Genomic DNA, 19,678 nt, shown 5'->3' on the forward strand with positions numbered 1-19,678 from the left:
GGTGCTTCCCGCTCAGCGCACGCCGTCGCCGGCCATGGCGTCGGGGGTGAAGAAGCTGTCCGGACGGCGCGGCACGATCTTGTAGTGCTGGTTGCGCTCGTTGACCACGCCGCTGGCGTACCAGGCGCCCGAGATCAGGTCGTTGAAGCCCCATTGCTGCTGCGGCGTGGTGGCCGGCAAATCGGGCATTACCACCGGGTGCGACCAGAGGGTCTTCCACAGCTGGCCCTTGGCGTCCCAGCGGTCACCCAGCACGGCCACCCAGGTGTCCTCGTCCACGTAGTAGCGGCTCTTGGGCGCCTGGTGGCGCTGGCCGGCCTTGAGCGTGGCCTCCACCACATAGACGCGGTGCAGCTCCCAGCGCACGTGGTCCGGGTTCAGGTGGTTGGCCAGCAGCACGTCGCTGTCCTTGGTCGGGGTGTGCAGGCGGTTGCTGTTGTAGGGGATCAGCATCTCCTGCTTGCCGACGATCTTCCAGTCGAAGCCGTCGCTGCGGCCGGCGAACACGTCGATCTCGTCGAAGCTGGCCACGCCCGCGCTGGCCGGGGTGGGCGTGTCGCAGCAGGCGTTGGGCAACTTGCGCACGCGGCGCTGGCCGGTCAGGTAGACCCAGGAAGCGCTCTTGCCCTGGTCCAGGTTCTGGCGGCCGGTGATGGCCTCGCCTGCCCGCACCGGCGGGCCGCTGTTGAGCAGTCGGACCATCCAGTAGTCGCCGCCGAACTTGTCGGCCTCGCCGTTGGCGTAGTACGGCATCTGGAAGTCGCCGCGCCCTTCAACGGAGAGCACCCGCTGGCCGCTGGCCGTGCCCAGGTAGCCGCGGAAGTCGGCCTGCCAGGCCTCGCCGCGCCAGTGCAGCTCGTGGTTGGCCATGACCTCTTCGCCGGTCTTGGGCACCGGGAAGGGAATGCCGCCGAAGGCGCCGGTGACGACCCCGCCTTCGATCTTGGCGCTGGTGGCGTTCTTGAAGGTGTTGTCGTAGACCCATTGCGGCGCCGCCGCGGTGCGGTGGGTCTTGTAGACGTCGACGCGGAAGGTCTGCGGGTACTTCTTGAGCAGGGCCTGGGTGCCCTCGGTCAGCTTGGCCGCGTGCTCGGCCATGTTGGCGGCCGTGATGCTGTAGAGCGGCTTCTCGTTCGCAAACGGGTCGCCCCGGCGGCCGCCGTTCTTGAAGCCGGGGATGGGGGTGGTGTAGCCCCCGGTCCAGGCCGGGATGCTGCCGTCCTTGTTGCCGGCGCGTTCGGCGCCCAGGGGGGTCAGGTCGGTCTTGAGGCGCGCGGCCTCCTGGGCGGTCACGCCGGCCTGGGCCATGCCCAGGGCGAGCAGCAGCGCAGCCGCTGTCCACAGTTGCGGTTGTTTCATGGTGGTCTCCTCAGTCAGAAGGTGGTGCGCAGCGACACGGTCAGGTAGTTCCGGTCTTTCAGCGCCTGCCGGTACACGGCGTTGTTGGCGGCGTCCAGCGTGGGGGCGGCCTTGCCCAGGAAGTGCACGTAGTTGATGGCCAGGTTCCAGGCCCCGAGGTAGACGGCGTTGAGCCCCAGGCTCAGATCGCCACCGCCGTCCACGCCGAAGCCCGGCCCCACGGCCGAGGACTTGCCCTTGGCGTAGCCCAGGCCGATCGTGGGCGAGAGGTCCAGGCCCGGCAGCACCTGGCGGTAGCTGGGCGAGAACACCAGGCGCGTGGCCACGGCCGACTTGTCGGCATTGGGGTTGAGCATCTGCTCGTTGCGCGTGACCTTCAGCCGCGTGTTCCAGGCCACCTCGCCCACGAACGAGGCTTCACGCGACAGGAACGACGGGCCCAGGGACGCGATCCACGAGACCTGGGCGTGCGCCGTCTCGCCCACGGCGTAGCCCGGGTTGCTGTTGTTGTTCAGGCCGGTGTTGACGCGGATGGTCGCGAGCGAGGCCTGGCCCGCGCTGGCCAGCGGCGTGTTCTGACGCACCGAGACCTCGCCCGCCAGCCCCCACTCGCCGACCGACTTGGCGAAGCTGGCGCCGAAGGCGCGCACGCCCTCGTGGTACATCCAGCGGTAGCTGCTGGGCACCAGCGCGGGCGGCACGCCGTTGAGCACGGTGTTGATGTTGCTGGGCGTGGTGGCGTGGTAGCGGATGGCGTAGAGGCCGAAGTCGGTGTCGAGCGAGGGCGCACGGAAGCGCAGCTGCACACCGCCCTGCCCGCTGTCCTTGGCGTCCAGGTCGGGCTGGCGCTCGAAGCTGGCGGTGGGGCCGGCCAGGATGCGCTCGGCGCCGGGGCCCAGGGAATCGCTGCTGGAGAGGTAGGCGCCCGCCGGCATCAGGCGGGTCTTCTCCCACTCGTAGGCCAGGTAGGCACCCAGCGACACGTCGGGCGTCAGCTGCACCTGGCCGGAGAGCTTGCCGGTGGGCATGGCGACCTCCTTGAAGGTGGCGTTGGGCACCGACAGCAGCTTGATCAGGTCCAGCGGCGCCTGGCCGCCGGCGATGCCGTTGGCACCGAAGAACAGGCTCTCGCCCCAGAGCAGGGTGTGGCGGCCCAGGCGGGCCGAGGCGGGGCGGTCACCCAGGTCGAACTTGCCGTAGACGAAAGCGTCAAGCAGCTCGCCCTTGCGGCCCATGAGGTCGCGGGTCTCGGGGGCGAACGCGGTGCCGGGCCGGTGGTTGGCGGTGAAGCCGGTGTTGTCGGTCTTGCCGTTGTAGACGCTGTCGTACCAGGCCGCGCCGCTGACGCGGGCGCCGTAGCCCGGGCCGGCCAGGTCCAGCTCGGTCAGCAGGTCCAGCCGGTTGGAGACCAGGCCCTTCTTGAAGTTGTTGTCGCCGTCGTCCTGGTTGACGGTCAGCGGCACCTGCGCGGACAGCGTGGGCGAGGCGTCCTTCAGGCGCTGCATCAGGCTGTACTTGACGGTGTTGTCCCAGCGCAGGGTCCAGTCGGGGTTCCCCGTGTCGATCTCGATCGCCTGGGCCGCGGGGGCGGCCAGCAGGGCGAGCAGCAGGGGCGTGAGGGTGCGGCATCCGTGCGCCCGGCGCGGGGCGGCGGGCCGGGCATTCGCTCGATTCGGCATGGCTTGTCTCCTTGTTGTCGTGGGCTGTCGCCGACCTGGACCACTTGATCCAGATCAAACGAGCCGCGACTTTATGGAGCCGGCAATACCCTGTGAAATGGATTGTTCCGATCCTTTCCATCCACTTTTGAAATATCAGGGCAAACCCTTGGAGCCCCTGTTGGGGCCCACCGGAGCCCCCCTGGCCTGAGGCACACTGCGCCACCGGCCGACCATGCGATTCAAGAAACTCGACCTCAACCTGCTCGTCGCACTCGACGCCCTGCTGACCGAAAGAAACGTCACACGGGCGGGCGAACGCGTGTTCCTGAGCCAGTCCACGATGAGCAACGCGCTCTCGCGGCTGCGCCAGTATTTCGACGACGATCTGCTGGTGCAGGTCGGTGGCCGCATGGAGCTGACGCCGCGCGCCGAACTGCTGCACGAGGCGGTGCGCGACGTGCTGGTGCGCATCGACACCACCGTCGCGGCGCGGCCCGCCTTCGACCCGACCGAGTCGGAGCGCGAGTTCACGCTGTTCGTGTCCGACTACTCGATGGAGGTGCTGATGCCCGGGATGTTGGCGCTGGCCCACCAGCGCGGCAGCCGGGTGCGCTTCAACTTCAAGCAGCAGGTGGGCCAGCCCCACCGCAGCCTGGAGCGCGGCGAGGCCGACCTGCTGATCATTCCGTCGAACTTCTGCTCACCGGACCACCCGCTGGACCCGCTGTTCGACGACCGTTTCGTCTGCGTGGTCTGGCAGGACAGCCCGCTGGCGCAGGAAGAGCTGACGATGCAGCGCTACCTGCAGGCGCGCCACGTCGCGATGGTCCCGGCCGACGGCGGCCTGCCGGTGTTCGACACCTGGCTGGCAAACGACCACGGCCTGAGCCGCGAAATCGGCCTCACCACCTACAACTTCAGCGCGATGCTGCACCTCGTGGTCGGCACCGACCTGATCGCCACCTCGCACGCACGGCTGGCGCAGCTGCTGCAGGGCACGCTGCCCATTGCACTGCGGCCGGTGCCGTTGTCGATGAAGAAGCTGCAGCAGTCCATGCAGTGGCACAAGTACCGCCGCCGCGACCCGGGTCTGATCTGGCTGCGCGACCTGCTGCGCGAGGCCGCGGCCGGCATGGGGCCCTGCCCTGGCGAGCCGGCCACGCTGCCTACGCCGCCCCGCTAGCGTGTTCCTGCGAGCGGATCGCGGCGAAGCGCTGCTCCATCTCTCGCCGCATCGCCTTGCGCAGCTCCGCCCCTTCGTGTCGGCGGCGCTCGTCGGGTGTGAAGGGCCGCAGCGGCGGCACGGCCGTGGGCTTGCGGTCCTCGTCCACCGCGACCATGGTGAAGAAACAGCTGTTGACGTGGCGCTTGACCTGGGTGCGGATGTCCTCGGCGATCACCTTGATGCCGATCTCCATCGACGAGGTGCCGGTGTGGTTGACCGAGGCCAGGAAGGTCACCAGTTCGCCGACATGGATCGGCTGGCGGAACATCACCTGGTCGACGCTGAGCGTGACCACATAGGTGGCCGCGTAGCGGCTGGCGCAGGCGTAGGCCACCTGGTCGAGCAGCTTGAGGATGGTGCCGCCGTGCACGTTGCCGGAGAAGTTGGCGGTGTCGGGCGTCATGAGCACGGTCATGCTCAGCTGGTGGGCGGGGAGTTCCATGGAAGTCTCTCGGGTGGCGGTGGCAATGGGGCGAAGCCGTGATCGTGCCAGTTCTGGCTGCCAGTTGGCTGGCAGGTCGACGGGTGTTCGATAGAGTCGCGGCATGAAAACAGTCTACGAAGCCGCCAACGCCCTGGAAGCCCACATGCTGGCCGACGTGCTCCGGCAGGAAGGCGTCGCGGCGCAGGTGATGGGGAGCTACCTTCCAGGCGCCATGGGTGAGCTGCCAGCGGCGGGGCTGGTGCGGCTCGATGTCGATGAGGCGGATTTCGAGCGTGCCCGGGCCGCGATAGAGCGCTGGGAGGCCAACCAGGTGAGCGATCCGCTGCCGCGGGCGAACGCTGCGGCGACCCGCGCGTCCTGGCGCTGGGGACTCGGCGGCCTGGTGGTGGGTGCCGGTCTCTGCTGGGCCTGGCTGCATGTGCCGGTCGGCCAGAACGAGTTCGACCACAACCGCGACGGGCGGGTCGACGAGCGCTGGACGTATTCGGCGGCCAACTTCGCGGTGGGCGGTGAGTTCGACCGCAATTTCGACGGTCGCATGGACCTGGTCTACCGGTACGACGCGCAGGGCGAGCTGACGTCGGCCGAGGGCGACGGCGACTTCGACGGCGTGTTTGAAACCCTCACCCGTTTCCGGGCCAACCAGGCGCAGACCGAAGAAGTCGACACCGACGGCGACAGCCTGATCGATTCGGTCAGCACCTTTGCCTTTGGTGTGCTCGCCACCACGCAGTACCTCGAACCGCGCTCGGGCCGCCCCACCCGCATCGACGTCTACCGGCTGGGCCGGCTGGACCATGTCGACCGCGATGCCGATCTGGACGGTGTGCTCGACATCCGGGAACACTACAACCCCCTGGGGCAGCTCACCCGCACCGAGCGGCTGGCGCCACCCTCCTGAGGCTGGGTGCGCCGCTGCCTCAGGCGGCCACCAGCCCTTGCCCGAGCATCCACAGCGCGCCGCCGAACAGCACGAACCCCACCGTCCGCCCGGCCAGGACCTGCGCGCGGCCGCTGCCGCGCAGGACCTCCCGGGCACGGGCCGCACCGAACACCACCGCGCCGTACACCGCCGCCTGCGTGGCCGGGATGATCGTGCCCATGGCCACCGCCTGCGCCAGCATCGGCCCGTGCTCGGGGCCTGCGAACTGGGGAAAGACCGCCACCATGAACAGGTAGGCCTTGGGGTTGAGCAGACAGGTCAGCAGCCCCTGACGGAAGGTGGTCGCGGCCGGGCGCGACCGGTCGGCCTGGACCTCGCCCAGCGCCGACGCGCCGCGCACCAGCGACCAGCCGATCCAGCCCAGGTACAGCGCGCCGCCCACCAGCATCAACCTGAACAGGGCGGGCACCGCCTGCAGCATCAGGCCCACGCCCAGGGCCGCCATGGCCGTGTGCGCCACCCCGCCCGCGACGATCCCCGCCAGCGCAGCCGCGCCGCCACGCCGGCCGTCGACCAGCGTGGAGCCCAGAACGAACGCCATGTCCATGCCCGGCAAGGCGATGATGCCCAGCACCAGCACAAAGAACAGCCAGAGGTGCGAGGGATCGGAGAGAAGCAGGGTGTCCATGGAACAGCGTGGTGGTGGTGGATGACAGACGCATGCTGCGCCGCATACCATGCCAACTAATGTCATGTTTTAGACCGCACGATCCCTCTCCACCATGCAAGCGAGCCGACTGCTCTCGATCCTGATGCTGCTGCAGTCGCACGGCCGGCTGACGGCGCCCGCGCTGGCGCGCATGCTGGAGGTGTCGCCCCGCACCATCCTGCGCGACATCGACCAGCTGTCGGCGGCCGGCGTGCCGGTCTGGGGCGAACCAGGGCGGACCGGCGGTTTCCAGTTGAGCGAAGGCTGGAGCACGAAGCTCACGGGCCTGACCGAGTCCGAGTCCCAGGCCCTGCTGCTGGCGGGTCTGCCGGCAGCGGCCACCGACCTGGGCCTGGGTCGCGCGGCCGCGTCGGCCCGGCTGAAGATGGTCGCGTCCCTGCCGGCGGAATGGCGGCAGCAGGCCGACCGCGTGGGCGCGCGGCTGCACATCGATCCGGTGGACTGGTACCGCCGCAGCGAAGCGCCCGAACACCTGCGCACGCTGGCCAACGCGGTGTGGAACGCGCAGCGCGTCGCGGTGTGCTACGAAAGCTGGCGCGGCACGGACGAGCGCGAGCTGGAACCGCTGGGCCTGGTGATGAAGGCCGGCACCTGGTACCTGGCGGCGCGCACCAGCGGACAGGACACGGTCCGCACCTACCGGATCTCGGCGGTGAAGTCCCTGCGCCCGCTGCCCTCCCGGTTCCGGCGTCCGCGCCAATTCGACCTGGCCGCGTACTGGGAGGCCTCGATCCGGCGCTTCGAGTCCGATCTGCGGCCGCTGCAGGCGGTGGTCAGTGTCTCGCCGCGGGCGCTGGAATGGCTGCGCAACGAACGCCACCCCTTTGTGCCGGACGCGGCGGCGGGTGCGACGTCACGACCGGACTGGACCACGGTGCAACTGCCCGTCGAATCGCTGGACCATGGTGCGCGCCGCCTGCTGTCCTACGGGAGCGAGGTGGAGGTGCTGGCGCCACCGGCCCTGCGGCAGCGGGTGCAGGAGGAACTGGCGGCGGTGCGGGAGCGCTACGCACACGCCCCGTGATGGCGGGGATGCGGCCGCCCCTACAGTTTCCGGCTCGCACGCCGATAGCTTGCTTGGGCCATTGCGCCCGGCCACACCCCCACCCCGCCATGACCACGACCATCGGTTCCTCTGCCTCCGCCATCGGCCTGAGCGGCATGCGCGCCGCGCAGCTGCGGCTGGACGTGGGCGCTCACAAGATCGCCAACGCGCAGACGCCCGACTTCCTGCGCCAGCAGGTCGTGCAGACGGCCCACCCCGATTCGGGCGGCGTGAGCGCGCGCGTCGAGCGGGAGGACCGCGCCGCGGGCGAAGGCGGTGACCTGGGCCACCTGGCCGACGACCTGGTCGGGGGCAAGATGGCGCTCTACAGCTTCGCCGCCAATCTCAAGGTCGTGAAGACCGAGCAGGAGATGCTCGGCACGCTGTTCGACGAGCGCGCCTGACGCGCCCCGGCCTCCAGGCCAGGTGGTCGCGCACGCGGGCCTCCAGCGTGACCGTGGTCCATCCCCGCCACAACCGGCGGGCGGATGTCACGGTCGGCCGCCCACCGTCTTCCCAGCGCCGCGTGCCCGGCCTACGATGGGCCCGCTTCGGCACATCCCCTTCTCTCTCTCACTTCAAGGAGCTGACATGGCAGGCTGGTACGAACTCTCTTCGAACGACAAAGGCACGTTCTCCTTCGTCCTGAAGGCCGGCAACGGCGAGGTGATCCTGCGCAGCGAGCAGTACGACACCCAGGCGTCGGCCGAGAACGGCATCAAGTCCGTCCAGACCAACAGCCCGCAGGAGGCCCGCTACGAGCGCAAGGACGCGTCCGACGGCCGCTGCTACTTCAACCTCAAGGCCGGCAACCACCAGGTCATCGGCACCAGCCAGATGTACAAGGACGCCGCGGGCCGCGACAACGGCATCCAATCGGTCCAGACCAACGGTCCGAGCACGACGGTCAAGAAGGCCTGAGTTCGGCGCAGAGCCGCTCGCGCACCGCGGCCATGCCGCGGTAGGCCACCACGGCCTCGCTCATCGAGGCCAGCGCCTCGGCCAGTTCGGCCGCCCGCCCGGGCGCCACGGCCAGCACCTCCACCAGCGGCGCGACCATCACGCGGATGAAGAACACGCCCCGCTGCAGCGCGGGCAGCGGCAGCGTGGTCTGGCGTTCGACGCGGAAGAACACCTGATCGATCAGGCGGCCTGTGGCGCCCGGTGCGTCGGCCGCGGCGAGCGCGTCCTCCCAGCGGGCGCGGCGCGTCTCGGGGTGCTGGGCCAGGTCGCCGTTGGGCGTGAGCAGCCAGACGTGGCGCAGCATCGGCGCCTGGCGAAAGGCCATGTCGACGATGCCGCGCGCGCCCGCCTGCAGCAGCGCGTTGTCGGCCACCGGGGCGTGGATGGCTGTGAAGTCCAGGCCCAGCTTCTCGGCCGGATTCCAGTTCGAGGGGAAACACACCGAGAGGAAACGCGCCCGGAAGCCGTCGCCCGGCTCGTCGTGCAGGACCACGAAGTCTTCCTGCAGGTCTTCTGCCAGGGCGCGCGCATCCGCTGCAATGCCGACACCGGTCTGCACAGCGTAGGCCTGGGCGATGGCCTGCAGCACCGCCGGGTCGGCCTGGCCGATGTGTGACAAGCTGTGTTGGGTCTGCAGCACCGCCCGCTTGTGGGCGGCGTAGACAGACGCCAGCCCGTCCCGCACGAACAGCGGCGATGGCGGCGCCTCGGTCGCGGGGCTCAGGCGCGCGAGACCCGGCCGCATGCGAAACGGGCTGGCCACGGGCCAGGGCATCCCGGCGGTGGGAGTGGTCACTGCGGTGTCGTGCACAACGGCGCTCCTTTCATCAAGACATGCGGAAATAGGCTTGAAACACCTGTTACTCAAATCCACGTCCTCTATAAGGTTATTTAAGCGCCCCGGGCCTAGCCTCACCTAGCGCAAGTCGCGCAAGACGAACAACAGGAGAAGCGATGAAAACCCAAGTTGAGCACGGGAGAGGCGCCCTGTGGGTGGCTGTGGCCGCCTGCGCCGTCCTGGCCGCCTGCGGCGGCGGCAGCGGGGACGACCCCGCGGCCACGACCAAATCCAGCCCGTCCCTGTCCACCACCAAAGCCCTTTCCAGCACAGCGGCACCCGCCGCCACCACCGCGGCCAGCACCGAGGGGCGCTTGCTGGCCTCCAACTGCTTCCAGTGTCACGGCACCAACGGCACCGGCGGGTTCGACAGCATCCGGGGCGGCGAGGCCGAGGAGATCACCGAGTTCCTCACCAAGACCGCGAGCAAAGACATCATGGCCGCGCACGCCCAGGGCTACACGCCCGCGCAGCTGCAAAAGATCATCGCCTACCTCCAGCAATGAACCGGGAGACCTCCATGAACACCTTCAAGATCACGAGCGATCTCTCGCGCCGCCAATGGATGGCGGTGGCCGCGGGCGGCCTGGCCGCCGGTCTGGTCCCGCTGGCGGGTCGGGCCGATGACCAGCGCAAACCATCCAGACGACCCAACACCTCCACGGCCCCGCTGGCCACCACCTCCATCACCGGCAAAAAGGTGGTGGTGGTGGGCGGCGGCATGGCCGGGATGACCGCGGCCAAGTACCTGCGGCTGTGGGGCGGCAAGGGCCTGGAGGTCACCCTGGTCGAGCCCGACGCGCTCTACACCTCCAGCATCATGAGCAACCTCGTGCTCAACGGCAGCCGCACAATCGCCGGCCTGCAGTACAGCCGGGAAGCCCTGGTCCGTCGCTACGGCGTCGTCTCAAAAGCCGGCAGCCTGGCGGCGATCAACCGGCAAGCCCGTTCGCTCACGCTGTCCGACGGCAGCAGCCTGGGCTACGACCGGCTCGTGCTGGCGCCGGGCATCAGCTTCGACGACGCCTACGGCCTCACGCAGGCGGACTACGACACACGCACGCCCCACGCCTGGCGCGGCGGCGCCCAGACCACGCTGCTGCGCCAGCAGATCACGGCCATGCAGGACCAGGACATCTTCGTGATGACCATTCCCAAGGCGCCCTACCGCTGCCCGCCGGGGCCGTACGAACGCGCCTGCGTGGTCGCCGACCACCTCAAGACCTCCGGTCGCGGCAACTGCCAGGTGATCGTGCTCGACGAGAACGCCAACGTCCAGGCCGAGCGCCACACCTTCGAGGCCGCGTTCGCCGGGCTGCACGCCAGCGTGATCCGCTACATCCCGAACGTCACTGGTATCCAGATCGATCCGGCCACCAAGGTGGTGACCTACGTCGATGCCGTCGGTGGCACCCAGGTGATCAACGCCAAGGTGGTCAATCCAATCGTGCCGCACCGCGCGGCGGGCAGCGAGACCGGCGGCTGGCTGGCGCAGGCCGGCCTGAACAACAGCGCCGACGGCCGCTGGGCGATGGTCAATGTGCTGAGCTACGAGTCCACGCTGGTGGGCGCCGAAGGCATCCACGTCATTGGCGACGCCTCGTCGTGCGGCCTGCCCAAGGCCGGCCACGTGGCCAACCAGGAAGCCAAGATCTGCGCCGACGCGATCGTGCGGCTGATGACGGGCGCACAGCCCGATCCGCAGCCGGTGGCCAACTCGGCCTGCTATTCGCCCATCACCGCCAGCAGCGCCTCGTGGCTCACAGCGGTCTACCAGTACGACCCGGTCGACCGGCGCATGAAGATCTCCAGCAGCGGTGGTCAGACGGTGGTCAATGGCGTGGCGGCCACCGCCACCGAGGCCGCGTCGGTCAGCCAGGACAACTTCAAGGACATGGGCACCTGGTTCACCACCTTGATGAAAGACACCACCGCCTGACGACCCAGGCACCCGCCCTGCGCGCCTCAAGCCCTCGTCAGCGCGACTTGGGGCTGGTGACCATGCCCTGGGTGGCGGCCCAGGCGTGGATGTCGTCGCGGCGAATGGCGGCGGCCATCAGGCCGGGGAAGGCATCGGGCGTGCAGGCGAAGCTGGGCACGCCCAGCGCCGCGAGCTTGGCGGCCAGCGCGTGGTCGTAGCTGGGTGCGCCTTCGTCGCTGAGAGCCAGCAGGGTGATGAACTGCACCCCGCTCTCGATCAGCTCGTTGGCCCGCCGCAGCAACTGGGCCTCCACCCCGCCTTCGTACAGGTCGGAGATCAGCACCAGAATCGCGTTGCGCGGCTCCCGGATGATGCTCTGGCAGTAGGAGACGGCGCCGTTGATGTCCGTGCCGCCGCCCAGCTGCACACCGAACAGCAGGTCGACGGGGTCGTCCAGCTGTTCGCTGAGGTCGACCACCGCGGTGTCGAACACCACCAGCCGGGTGGACACCGCCGGCAGCGAAGCCATCACGGCGCCAAAGATGCTGGAGTAAACCACCGAGGCCGCCATGGAGCCGCTCTGGTCGATGCAGAGCACCACCTCGCGCTGCGGCTTGCGCGCCTTGCGACCGTACCCATGCAGGGTCTGTGGCACGATGGTCCGGAAGTCGGGCTGCCAATGCCGCAGGTTGGCGCGGATGGTGCGGTTCCAGTCGATCTCGTTGTGCCGTGGCCGCCGGTTGCGCTGGCTGCGATCGAGTGCGCCGCTGACGGCCGAGCGCATGGGCTCTTCGAGCCTGGCGAGCAAGGCGTCCACCACGTTGCGCACCACCATGCGTGCGGTGTCCCGTGTCTTGGCCGGGATCACCTTCGACAGCGCAATCAGGTTGGCCACCAGATGCACATCGGGCTGCATGCTCTTGAGCATCTCGGGCTCCAGCAGCATGTCGCGCATGTTCAACCGCTCCAGCGCGTCACGCTGCATGACCTGCACGACCGAGCCGGGAAAGTACTGGCGTATGTCGCCCAGCCAGCGCGCCACGCTGGGGGACGAACCTTCTCGCCCTCCCGCACGGGACCGGGTGCCCAGTCCACCCGGCCCCGTGGGGTCGTACAGGGCCGACAGGGCGCGGTCCATCTCCCTGAGTTCGCCCGACAGCGGGCCACACGCCTGATCGGCCTCCTGCCCGAGCACCAGGCGCCAGCGGCGCAGGCGATCGGCTTCGGAGACGGGGGCCACACCGGACGGTTGGTGTTCGTTCATGCGCCGAGTCCCATCAGTTGACGCAACAGCGGCAGGGGCAGCAGCGCCCGTGCAGCATCCCATTCGCCCAGCTCGGTGGTCACCGGCCTGGCGGTCGTGCCGTGGCTGGCACGCTGCGCAAGCTCGTGCCGTTCGCTGGATTCGAACGCGCTGAAGCTGCGCCGCAGCAGAGGCAGCACACCCAGGAAGTGGTCCTCGCTGAGCGACGACAGCCATGTGTCCAGCAGCCCCCACGCCGAAGCATCGTGCAGCAGGACCGTGGCGTTGCGGTTGAGAAAGCCATCGAGCCAGGCAGCGGCCTTCGCCGGATCGGCGCCACGGGAGAGGTGCAGGGACATGGCGCTCGCGACGTCGTCGGTGCTGCTGACGCCGGCGTCGAGCAGCAGGCGCCGACAGAGGCCCTGCAGCAGCGGATGCACACCCACCATCTCGGCCAGCTGCAGCAACGCGCGCTGCCATACACGGGTCTGCTCCGCGCTGTCGCGCAGGCCTATGGCCTGGTGCGCCGCGAGCATGCTCTCCCGCAAGGCGTTCGCAGCGTCTTCGTCCAGGGCGCTCGCCGCCAGCGGCAGGCCGATCGCCGCGCGCACGATGAGGCCATCGAGCACCTGCGCCACCAGCGCCGCATCGGTGCCACGCACGTTGCCGTAACGGAACACGTTGGCCAGCGGCGGCAAGGCCGACAGCAGCTGCCCCGTGTCACCGCTCACCGCCGCCCGGTCCTGCAGCGCGCGCGTCGCGGCGTCCACCGCCGGCGCCAGATCGGCCAGCAAGGCATCGTCCACCATCCGCGCCAGCTCATCCAGCCGCTGCAAACCCGCGCAGCGGTCCACCGCCCGCGCCGACGCCGCCTGCGCAATGGTCTGTCCCCAGCGGCTGGCCTCGATGACGCGCAAGGCAAACTCCGGCTGCCACTGCAAGCGCCAGACCTCATGAAAACTTCCGCGCGCCGAGCGGCCCACGGTGGCCACGGCACCCCAGGGGATGTCCAGCAGGTTCAGGCGGTGCAGCAACTGGCTGCGGGCGAGATCGGTGGGCTGGCGCAGATCGAGGTCGAGCGTCTTCTGCAAGGCCTCGGGCTTCAGCCGCAAGGATTTCTGGGCCCGCTCCAGATCGCGCTGCAGCGGCACCGTGGGCACGCTGGCGGGCACCTGGCCCAGGCGGTCGCCAACCAGCAACTCGTCGCGGATGAAGCTCAGCACCGCGTCGTCGCCCATGGAGAACACGGCGCGGGTGGCTTCCTGCAACTCTTCGAGGCTGGGCGCCGGGCGACCTCTCATGGCGGCCAGCGCTTCGGCCAGCCGGGTGGCCTCGATGAGGTGGGCCGAGGAGCAATCCAGATCCCGCTCGCGCATGAGCCGGGCGATTCGCGCCAGCCAGGCCGAGGCCCGCGCCAAGGGCAGACCCGGATGGCGCCAGAGATGTTCGTACCAGCCAGGCGAGTGGATGCCCGCGCCGTAGCCACTGGCGCGGGTGAGGTGGCGATGGCTCCACGGCACCCAGGTGGCCTGGACCTTGAGCTTGGGAAGGGCCTTGAGCAGCGCGGCATCGTCGCGCGCCTTGATGTCAGCCTGCAACCCGGCCAGGTGCCAGGCGCCACAGACCACGGCGATGCGCTCGAAGCCTTCTTTCTGTGCCGCGCGGATGCACTGGCGCATGTGCGCCTCACGCAACCGCTCGCGTTGCGCCCGATCGGCGCCGCGCGCGGGATCGCCCAGTTCCTGCCGCAACGCGACCATGGCCTCGTTGATCGCCGGAAACAGCGACCCGGCCTCGCTCCGTTCCTCGATGAGGTGGTTCCACCACGCCTCACCGTCTTCAAAGCCCGCCGCCCGGGCCAGCCAGGACAGCGGGTCGTCGTCGGCAGCCACCGGGTCTTCTTCGGAAGGCTCTACCTCACCAGCTGCGGCCGGAGCTTCGGCGTCCGCCTCCCTGCGCGCCTTGTCCAAGCCGAACTCAATGGCGCGTGGCAGATCGATGAACCGCAGCGGAACGCCCGCCCGTGCAGCCCATTGCATGGCCTGCCACTCGGGAGAGAACTCGGCAAAGGGGTGGTAGACCGCGAACCCGGGTTCGTCGGGGCAGTAGCTCAGCAGCGCCACCGGTGGCTGCATGTCTTCGGCGATGGACAGCGACACCAGGGCATCGGCCTCGGGCGGCCCCTCGATCAGCACACAGTCCGGCTGCAAGGCATGCAGCGCCTCGCGCAGGCTGCGCGCGCAGCCGGGGCCGTGGTGGCGCACGCCGAAGTAGTGCAAGGAACTCATCGTGGACAAGGTCTCCAGGGCCAGGCCGATGTCAACCCAGATCGCGGAAGGCCCGGTACAGGTCCTTCCAGTCGCTGCGCTCCTTGACGACGGCCTCCAGGTATTCGTTCCAGACCACGGCGTCCTGCACCGGGTCCTTGACGATGGCCCCGATGACCCCCGAGGCCATGTCGTGCGGCCGCAGCACGCCGTCGCCGAAGTGGCCCGCCAGCGCCATCCCGTTGTTGATGACCGAAATCACCTCGGCGGTGGACAGGGTGGCGCTGGGCGACTTGACCTGGGTCTTCCCGTCCTCGGTCTTGCCGTTGCGCAGCTCGCGGAAGATCTGCACGATGCGCCGCACCTCCTTGAGCGCAGGCGGCTCCGCGGGCAACTGCAGCGCACGCCCCATGTCGGCCACACGCCGCATCACGATGCCCACCTCTTCCTCCTCGCTCGAGGGCACGGGCAGCACCACGGTGTTGAAGCGGCGCTTGAGAGCGGACGACAGCTCGTTGACGCCTTTGTCGCGGTTGTTGGCCGTGGCGATGACCGAGAAGCCACGAACCGCCTGCACCTCGGTACCCAGCTCGGGGATCGGCAGGGTCTTTTCCGACAGCACGGTGATCAGGGTGTCCTGCACATCGGCGGGAATGCGGGTGAGCTCTTCGACCCGCGCGATCTTGCCCAGGCGCATGGCGTTCATCAGAGGGCTGGGCACCAAGGCCTTTTCAGACGGGCCATGGGCCAGCAGCTGGGCGTAGTTCCAGCCATAGCGCAACTGTTCTTCGCTGGTGCCCGCCGTGCCCTGGATCAGCAGTGTGGAGTCACCGCTGATGGCCGCAGCCAGGTGCTCTGAAACCCAGGATTTCGCCGTGCCCGGCACACCATAGAGCAGCAGCCCGCGGTCGGTGGCCAGCGTGGCCACCGCCACTTCCATCAGACGCTCGTTGCCCACGTACTTGGGGCTGACTTCAAAACCATTGTCCAGTCGCCCACCCATGAGGTAGCGCACCACGCCCCAGGGCGAAAGCGCCCAGTTGGCGGGGCGGGCACGCTGGTCCTGGCGCGCCAGCTCGGCGAGTTCTTCGGCGTATTGCTGTTCGGCGTGGCGCCGCATCACGGCTTCGGACGGGGCGGAGGATGTGAGGGTGTTCATCGTATGGTTTCCAGTGCTTCTCGTGTGTCGATGATCTGCGCCAGGGCATGCATGAGTTCGGCCATGGCTGCGGTTTCGTCGGCGCTGCGCGGCAGCGCCCTGAGGGCCGGCAATGCCGAGGCATCGACGATGCTGCAAAGATCGGGGAGGTGGTTGCGCACCACCCACTGCTGGTGGGCGTCCTGTGCCGCCAGGCGGTCCTGGACCCAGGCCATCAGGCGGTTCGAAACCCCCGGGCTCAGGCGTGCCATGGCATTGCCGGGTTGCAACTGGCAGGCCGCCACCAGCTCAGGCAACACGGCCGCGGCCCCAGCGCCCCCCTGTTGAAGCACATGTTCCCAGCGCGCATCGCGCGCAGCGCGGGACAACATGGGCACCAGCCGGTGGGTGTCCAGACCCTTGACCGCGTCCGGTGGCGCATGGACGAAGGCATCGGCCCAGTCGGGCTCGGGTGTGGCCAGCAGGACCTCGAACCAGGCCCGGGTGAGCGCCTTGTTCCAGTCGCCCTTGACGCTCCAGGCCAGCAGATCCTTGGGCGCCATGCCGGTGTGTTCGGTCCACCAGCCCAGCGGAACCTGGCGGGCCAGCTGGTACAGCCACCAGGCGCGTTCACCCAGACTCTCGTGTGCGGGCTTCTTGGCCTCCACCTGATCGGCCGCCCAGTCGGCCGCAGCGGCGGCGGGGGCTTCGACAACCCAGCGCTTCTGAATCAGTCCCCTGTGCTGGGTGACCAGCGGTGCCAGCCGGGCCATGGCGCGCCGGGGGTGGGCGGCCAGGGGCAGGCGGAGCAGCAGGCTCAGCGCGGCCTGGCGCACCTCACCCCCGCGATCGGTGGTTCGAAGGCGTTCGAGCAGCGGCTCGTCCCGCAGGGAAAGCCCCACGCCCAGCGTCTGAACCAGTTCAAGGCGCTCGCGCGCCGCCAGCTCGGGCAGAACGGCGATCAGCCGCTCGCGGGCCTGGTCCGGCGCCGTGCTGCGCTCCTGCCGCAGGAAGGCACTGCGCTGCTCCAGGTTGCCTTCGAGCCACACCACCTCATCGCTCTGGCTGGTGGTCTGCACGCCAACGGCATGCTTCCAGTCCTCGCGCTGCGCTGCCAGCCAGCACCCCGTGGTGCCCAGCACCGGTGCCAGCCATGACCTCAAGGCCATGACCCGCCGACTGGCGTCGAGTGCCGTTGGCAGCAACGCTGCGGGCAGTCGCAACCCGCGCTGCGAGAGCGTGGCCAGGCACTCGCCGGCCAGCCGCACAGGCCCCTGTTGCAACACCCACTCCATCAGCGCCACAAGACGCATGTCCTCCAGCGGGGAAAGAACGTCCGGATCGGCCCCTGGTCGGGCCTGCTCGGTCACCGGCCGTCCCATGGACCCGGCCAGATGACAGAGTGCCAACACACCAGCGACGCGCAGCAAGCCGGTCGCAGGCGGGGTGTCTCCACCGATCGCCTCAGCGATCAAGGCGCCATGATCCCCCGGCCAGACGGGCCAGCCCCCTGCGTGGCGATCGGTGCCCACCAGCGCCATGGGCAGCAACGGAGCGAACACACGGTCACTCATGTGAGCGTCCGGACCCAGAGTGGTGCCGCCAGATCGTCACGCCAGGCGCTCATGGGCGAAAAGACCTCGCCATCCCATTCGCCTGCGAGGTGGACAGGATGCCCACCGCTGCGTGCGAGCAGTTGCCAGCCCAGCGCCTCGTCTGTGCGGACGTTCAGATCACGACCTTGCGCCACGCAGCGCCATCCCGTCGCCGTGCGCTCAAGCGTTGCGTCCCGCAACACCAGAGGGTGCGTGGAGGACCAGGGCGAGGCGGCCACGCGCCGGGCGATGCGGTCCCATTCCTGTTCCAAGGTCTCGTTGGGCCAGTGCGCCGCTCCAAGCAGCTCAGACTCGCTGCACAGCGCGCGCAAGCCCGCGGCACCGGGGAAAAAATGCAACGTCGCCTGGGCCTGGCGCCCAGCCATCCAGGCCTGCTCGAATCCACGCCCTCCGTAGGCGTGTTCCAGCAGCAGCGCGCGCCGCTGGCTGTGCTGGCCTTGCAACCACACGCGCCGCTCGACCAGCTTGGCTTCGCGCTGTTCCTGCACCACCCCCAGCACCGACCAGGCGTCTTCGACGGCGTCCCCACGCGCCAGCACACCATCCCTGTCCATGGGCCAACCCACCACCTCGCGCAAATCGGCCTGCACCTCCTCTGGCAAGCTGGTGCGGCGTTGCACGCCGTCACAGGCCAGTTGCAGCAGGCCCAGTCGGTGCATCACCTGTTCGGGCCAGTCAGCATCCTGGCGAACCCGCTCGGCCGCCTGAAGCAGCCGCTGCCCCAGACCCGGCGCCTGGCCGTCCACCATTCGGGCGGCCATGCTTCGCCACCCCTCCAATGAATCGGCCATCACCAAGCCCAGACCATGGGCCAACTGATCGGCCATCCAACGCTGCAGCTCCTGGACCGCCCCTTCGATCCGCTCCCAGCGCTGGGTCTCGCGCAGGGCCGCGCTCTTCGGATCGGCCAGCGGCACATGGGCTTTGCGCTCTTCCCGTTCCTCTTTCTTCTTTTCCTTCTGTTCCCGGGAAGCCAGCCATTCATCCACCCAGGCGGGCCGGGCAGCCTGAAAGCGCCCCGGGTCGCTCACCCGAAGCAGCAGCAGTGCCAGCCCGTGCTTGCAGGGGAACTTCCGGCTGGGGCAGGAGCAACGGAACGCGGGGCCCGACAAATCCACTTGCGTCTGATACGGCTTGGACCCACTGCCTTGGCACTCCCCCCAAACCGCCGCGGCATCGGCACCCAGCATGGGCCATTTGGCGGGCGCCACGAGACCACGTGCGGCCTTGACGGAGGCCTCATCGGGCGCCAGCGCGAGCACAGAAGCCGCGTCCTGCATCACACCCCCTTCGCCAGCCATCGGGCACAAGCCCCACATCGGCACGGATCAATCAACCGGACCCCAGAACCCAACAGCTGCTCCCCAAAAACGTGGTGTTGCTTTGCAAAACATTCTACGGACGAGAACGGCACGGCCCTCAGGGCACCACCGCCGCCAGCAGCTTCTGCACCAGCGGGTGCTGCACCTTGCGCGCCGTGCCGATGGCGTAGAAGTGCTCCTGCACGCCTTCGCAGGGCGCGAACCATTCGAGGCCGTAGCCGCTGGAGAGCTTCTCGCGCATGCGCTCGGACGCGGGGAACACCCCCATGCCCGAGGAACCGAAGGTGACCAGCAGCGCGCTGTCCTCGAACTCGCCGACCACGTTGGGCAGCACCCCCTGCTGCTCGAACCACTGATCGATGCGCATGCGCACCGAGGCGTGAGCGCTGGGCAGCAGCACCGGCACCTCGGCCAGGCAGCGCGGGAAGTCCTTGCGCGCCTGCGCCAGCCACTCCTTCGGCGCGTACCAGCCGAGCGGCGACGAACCCATGGCGTGGCTGTAGAGCTTGAGGTTGGGGTTCGCCGGCGCGGGCCGGTCGGACAGCACCACGTCCAGGCGGTGCAGCGCCAGGTCGGCCAGCAGGTCGTCGAAGTCGTCTTCATGGCAGACCAGGCGCAGCCGCGGCTCCTCCAGCGCCGGCGCCAGCAGCTCACGCACCGCCAGCTTGGCCAGCCCGTCCGAGATGCCGACCACCAACCGCACCGAGGTCTGGCTGGTGGCGTCGCGCACCGCCGCGCGCAGATGCTCGCCAAGGTGGAAGATCTGCTCGGCCACCTGCAGCGCTGCCTGCCCCGCGTCGGTCAGCGCCAGCCCGCGCCCGGCCGGCTTGAACAGCGCGTGGCCCAGCGACTGCTCGAGCAGACGCACCTGCGCACTGATGGTCTGCACAGCCATGCCCAGCCGGGCCGCCGCATGCGACATGCCGCCTTCCTTGGCCGTGACCCAGAAGTAATAGAGGTGCTTGTAATTGAGTTCCTGATTCATTCTTCGCCTTTTTGGGAAAAACTCTTCGCCATTGTCT

The 19,678-nt window shown here is 69.0% G+C and carries 18 protein-coding genes; 7 read left to right on the top strand and 11 right to left on the bottom strand.

Annotated features, from left to right (window positions below; all coding sequences use genetic code 11):
- Positions 1 to 12 precede the first annotated feature (12 nt).
- On the bottom strand, positions 13 to 1,359 hold the full coding sequence (locus HFL01S_RS06645) for a DUF1329 domain-containing protein (RefSeq protein ID WP_066256401.1): 1,347 nt from the start codon (positions 1,357 to 1,359) through the stop codon (positions 13 to 15).
- 14 nt (positions 1,360 to 1,373) lie between these two features.
- The gene (locus tag HFL01S_RS06650; RefSeq protein WP_066256403.1) at positions 1,374 to 3,038 is read right to left on the bottom strand and encodes a DUF1302 domain-containing protein; all 1,665 of its coding nucleotides are present in this window, start codon (positions 3,036 to 3,038) and stop codon (positions 1,374 to 1,376) included.
- A 214-nt stretch (positions 3,039 to 3,252) separates the two neighbouring features.
- On the opposite strand from HFL01S_RS06650, the gene HFL01S_RS06655 reads away from it, so the two are divergent.
- The gene (locus tag HFL01S_RS06655; RefSeq protein ID WP_066256407.1) at positions 3,253 to 4,203 is read left to right on the top strand and encodes a LysR family transcriptional regulator; all 951 of its coding nucleotides are present in this window, start codon (positions 3,253 to 3,255) and stop codon (positions 4,201 to 4,203) included.
- On the opposite strand, the gene HFL01S_RS06660 is transcribed toward HFL01S_RS06655, so the two are convergent.
- Positions 4,187 to 4,687, bottom strand: a complete 501-nt coding sequence (locus HFL01S_RS06660) for an acyl-CoA thioesterase (protein ID WP_066256410.1) — start codon at positions 4,685 to 4,687, stop codon at positions 4,187 to 4,189. The two genes, HFL01S_RS06655 and HFL01S_RS06660, sit on opposite strands and share 17 nt — an antisense overlap.
- A gap of 103 nt (positions 4,688 to 4,790) precedes the next feature.
- Here HFL01S_RS06660 and HFL01S_RS06665 point away from each other — a divergent pair, with 103 nt between their 5' ends.
- Entirely contained in the window at positions 4,791 to 5,591 is an 801-nt protein-coding gene (locus HFL01S_RS06665) for a putative signal transducing protein (RefSeq protein WP_066256412.1), read from the top strand.
- 19 nt (positions 5,592 to 5,610) lie between these two features.
- Here the strand turns inward: HFL01S_RS06665 and HFL01S_RS06670 are convergent, their stop codons facing one another.
- A complete protein-coding gene (locus tag HFL01S_RS06670) occupies positions 5,611 to 6,261 on the bottom strand; it encodes a LysE family translocator (RefSeq protein WP_066256415.1) in 651 nt (216 codons plus the stop codon).
- Between the two features lie 94 nt (positions 6,262 to 6,355).
- Here HFL01S_RS06670 and HFL01S_RS06675 point away from each other — a divergent pair, with 94 nt between their 5' ends.
- The 3 genes from HFL01S_RS06675 to HFL01S_RS06685 all read left to right on the top strand — a co-directional run bounded on the left by HFL01S_RS06675 (position 6,356) and on the right by HFL01S_RS06685 (position 8,269).
- Entirely contained in the window at positions 6,356 to 7,327 is a 972-nt protein-coding gene (locus HFL01S_RS06675; RefSeq protein ID WP_066256417.1) for a helix-turn-helix transcriptional regulator, read from the top strand.
- 89 nt (positions 7,328 to 7,416) lie between these two features.
- Positions 7,417 to 7,752 (top strand): hypothetical protein, encoded by a 336-nt coding sequence (locus HFL01S_RS06680; protein ID WP_066256420.1) that lies wholly within the window; start codon positions 7,417 to 7,419, stop codon positions 7,750 to 7,752.
- Between the two features lie 187 nt (positions 7,753 to 7,939).
- Positions 7,940 to 8,269, top strand: coding sequence for a YegP family protein (locus HFL01S_RS06685; RefSeq protein WP_066256421.1), 330 nt, complete (start codon positions 7,940 to 7,942; stop codon positions 8,267 to 8,269).
- On the opposite strand, the gene HFL01S_RS06690 is transcribed toward HFL01S_RS06685, so the two are convergent.
- Entirely contained in the window at positions 8,256 to 9,107 is an 852-nt protein-coding gene (locus tag HFL01S_RS06690) for a heme-dependent oxidative N-demethylase subunit alpha family protein (protein ID WP_157538781.1), read from the bottom strand. The genes HFL01S_RS06685 and HFL01S_RS06690 overlap by 14 nt on opposite strands.
- Positions 9,108 to 9,265: 158 nt before the next feature.
- Here HFL01S_RS06690 and HFL01S_RS06695 point away from each other — a divergent pair, with 158 nt between their 5' ends.
- Entirely contained in the window at positions 9,266 to 9,655 is a 390-nt protein-coding gene (locus HFL01S_RS06695; protein ID WP_084383128.1) for a c-type cytochrome, read from the top strand.
- A 14-nt stretch (positions 9,656 to 9,669) separates the two neighbouring features.
- Positions 9,670 to 11,088, top strand: coding sequence for an FAD-dependent oxidoreductase (locus HFL01S_RS06700; RefSeq protein WP_066256429.1), 1,419 nt, complete (start codon positions 9,670 to 9,672; stop codon positions 11,086 to 11,088).
- 37 nt (positions 11,089 to 11,125) lie between these two features.
- Here the strand turns inward: HFL01S_RS06700 and HFL01S_RS06705 are convergent, their stop codons facing one another.
- From HFL01S_RS06705 to HFL01S_RS06730, 6 genes are all read right to left on the bottom strand, one after another.
- The gene (locus HFL01S_RS06705; RefSeq protein ID WP_066256430.1) at positions 11,126 to 12,334 is read right to left on the bottom strand and encodes a vWA domain-containing protein; all 1,209 of its coding nucleotides are present in this window, start codon (positions 12,332 to 12,334) and stop codon (positions 11,126 to 11,128) included.
- Positions 12,331 to 14,601, bottom strand: a complete 2,271-nt coding sequence (locus HFL01S_RS06710; RefSeq protein ID WP_066256431.1) for a DUF5682 family protein — start codon at positions 14,599 to 14,601, stop codon at positions 12,331 to 12,333. The genes HFL01S_RS06705 and HFL01S_RS06710 overlap by 4 nt, the downstream gene beginning before the upstream one ends.
- A gap of 31 nt (positions 14,602 to 14,632) precedes the next feature.
- Complete coding sequence (locus tag HFL01S_RS06715) at positions 14,633 to 15,739, bottom strand: AAA family ATPase (RefSeq protein WP_066256433.1); 1,107 nt, start codon at positions 15,737 to 15,739, stop codon at positions 14,633 to 14,635.
- Complete coding sequence (locus tag HFL01S_RS25895; RefSeq protein WP_157538782.1) at positions 15,736 to 17,292, bottom strand: DUF5691 domain-containing protein; 1,557 nt, start codon at positions 17,290 to 17,292, stop codon at positions 15,736 to 15,738. The genes HFL01S_RS06715 and HFL01S_RS25895 overlap by 4 nt, the downstream gene beginning before the upstream one ends.
- Complete coding sequence (locus HFL01S_RS06725; RefSeq protein WP_245644745.1) at positions 17,289 to 18,596, bottom strand: SWIM zinc finger family protein; 1,308 nt, start codon at positions 18,594 to 18,596, stop codon at positions 17,289 to 17,291. The genes HFL01S_RS25895 and HFL01S_RS06725 overlap by 4 nt, the downstream gene beginning before the upstream one ends.
- A gap of 157 nt (positions 18,597 to 18,753) precedes the next feature.
- Positions 18,754 to 19,641 (bottom strand): LysR substrate-binding domain-containing protein, encoded by an 888-nt coding sequence (locus HFL01S_RS06730; protein ID WP_066256439.1) that lies wholly within the window; start codon positions 19,639 to 19,641, stop codon positions 18,754 to 18,756.
- Positions 19,642 to 19,678: the final 37 nt, after the last annotated feature.

This window comes from Hydrogenophaga flava NBRC 102514, assembly GCF_001571145.1.
In the GTDB taxonomy this organism is placed as follows: Bacteria; Pseudomonadota; Gammaproteobacteria; order Burkholderiales; family Burkholderiaceae_C; genus Hydrogenophaga; species Hydrogenophaga flava.

What these genes read in the sequence shown, in the direction of transcription:
- HFL01S_RS06645 (WP_066256401.1), bottom strand. Translation starts at nt 1,359, where the DNA reads ATGAAACAACCGCAACTGTGGACAGCGGCTGCGCTGCTGCTCGCCCTG.
- HFL01S_RS06650 (WP_066256403.1), bottom strand. Translation starts at nt 3,038, where the DNA reads ATGCCGAATCGAGCGAATGCCCGGCCCGCCGCCCCGCGCCGGGCGCAC.
- HFL01S_RS06655 (WP_066256407.1), top strand. Translation starts at nt 3,253, where the DNA reads ATGCGATTCAAGAAACTCGACCTCAACCTGCTCGTCGCACTCGACGCC.
- HFL01S_RS06660 (WP_066256410.1), bottom strand. Translation starts at nt 4,687, where the DNA reads ATGGAACTCCCCGCCCACCAGCTGAGCATGACCGTGCTCATGACGCCC.
- HFL01S_RS06665 (WP_066256412.1), top strand. Translation starts at nt 4,791, where the DNA reads ATGAAAACAGTCTACGAAGCCGCCAACGCCCTGGAAGCCCACATGCTG.
- HFL01S_RS06670 (WP_066256415.1), bottom strand. Translation starts at nt 6,261, where the DNA reads ATGGACACCCTGCTTCTCTCCGATCCCTCGCACCTCTGGCTGTTCTTT.
- HFL01S_RS06675 (WP_066256417.1), top strand. Translation starts at nt 6,356, where the DNA reads ATGCAAGCGAGCCGACTGCTCTCGATCCTGATGCTGCTGCAGTCGCAC.
- HFL01S_RS06680 (WP_066256420.1), top strand. Translation starts at nt 7,417, where the DNA reads ATGACCACGACCATCGGTTCCTCTGCCTCCGCCATCGGCCTGAGCGGC.
- HFL01S_RS06685 (WP_066256421.1), top strand. Translation starts at nt 7,940, where the DNA reads ATGGCAGGCTGGTACGAACTCTCTTCGAACGACAAAGGCACGTTCTCC.
- HFL01S_RS06695 (WP_084383128.1), top strand. Translation starts at nt 9,266, where the DNA reads ATGAAAACCCAAGTTGAGCACGGGAGAGGCGCCCTGTGGGTGGCTGTG.
- HFL01S_RS06700 (WP_066256429.1), top strand. Translation starts at nt 9,670, where the DNA reads ATGAACACCTTCAAGATCACGAGCGATCTCTCGCGCCGCCAATGGATG.
- HFL01S_RS06705 (WP_066256430.1), bottom strand. Translation starts at nt 12,334, where the DNA reads ATGAACGAACACCAACCGTCCGGTGTGGCCCCCGTCTCCGAAGCCGAT.
- HFL01S_RS06710 (WP_066256431.1), bottom strand. Translation starts at nt 14,601, where the DNA reads ATGAGTTCCTTGCACTACTTCGGCGTGCGCCACCACGGCCCCGGCTGC.
- HFL01S_RS06715 (WP_066256433.1), bottom strand. Translation starts at nt 15,739, where the DNA reads ATGAACACCCTCACATCCTCCGCCCCGTCCGAAGCCGTGATGCGGCGC.
- HFL01S_RS25895 (WP_157538782.1), bottom strand. Translation starts at nt 17,292, where the DNA reads ATGAGTGACCGTGTGTTCGCTCCGTTGCTGCCCATGGCGCTGGTGGGC.
- HFL01S_RS06730 (WP_066256439.1), bottom strand. Translation starts at nt 19,641, where the DNA reads ATGAATCAGGAACTCAATTACAAGCACCTCTATTACTTCTGGGTCACG.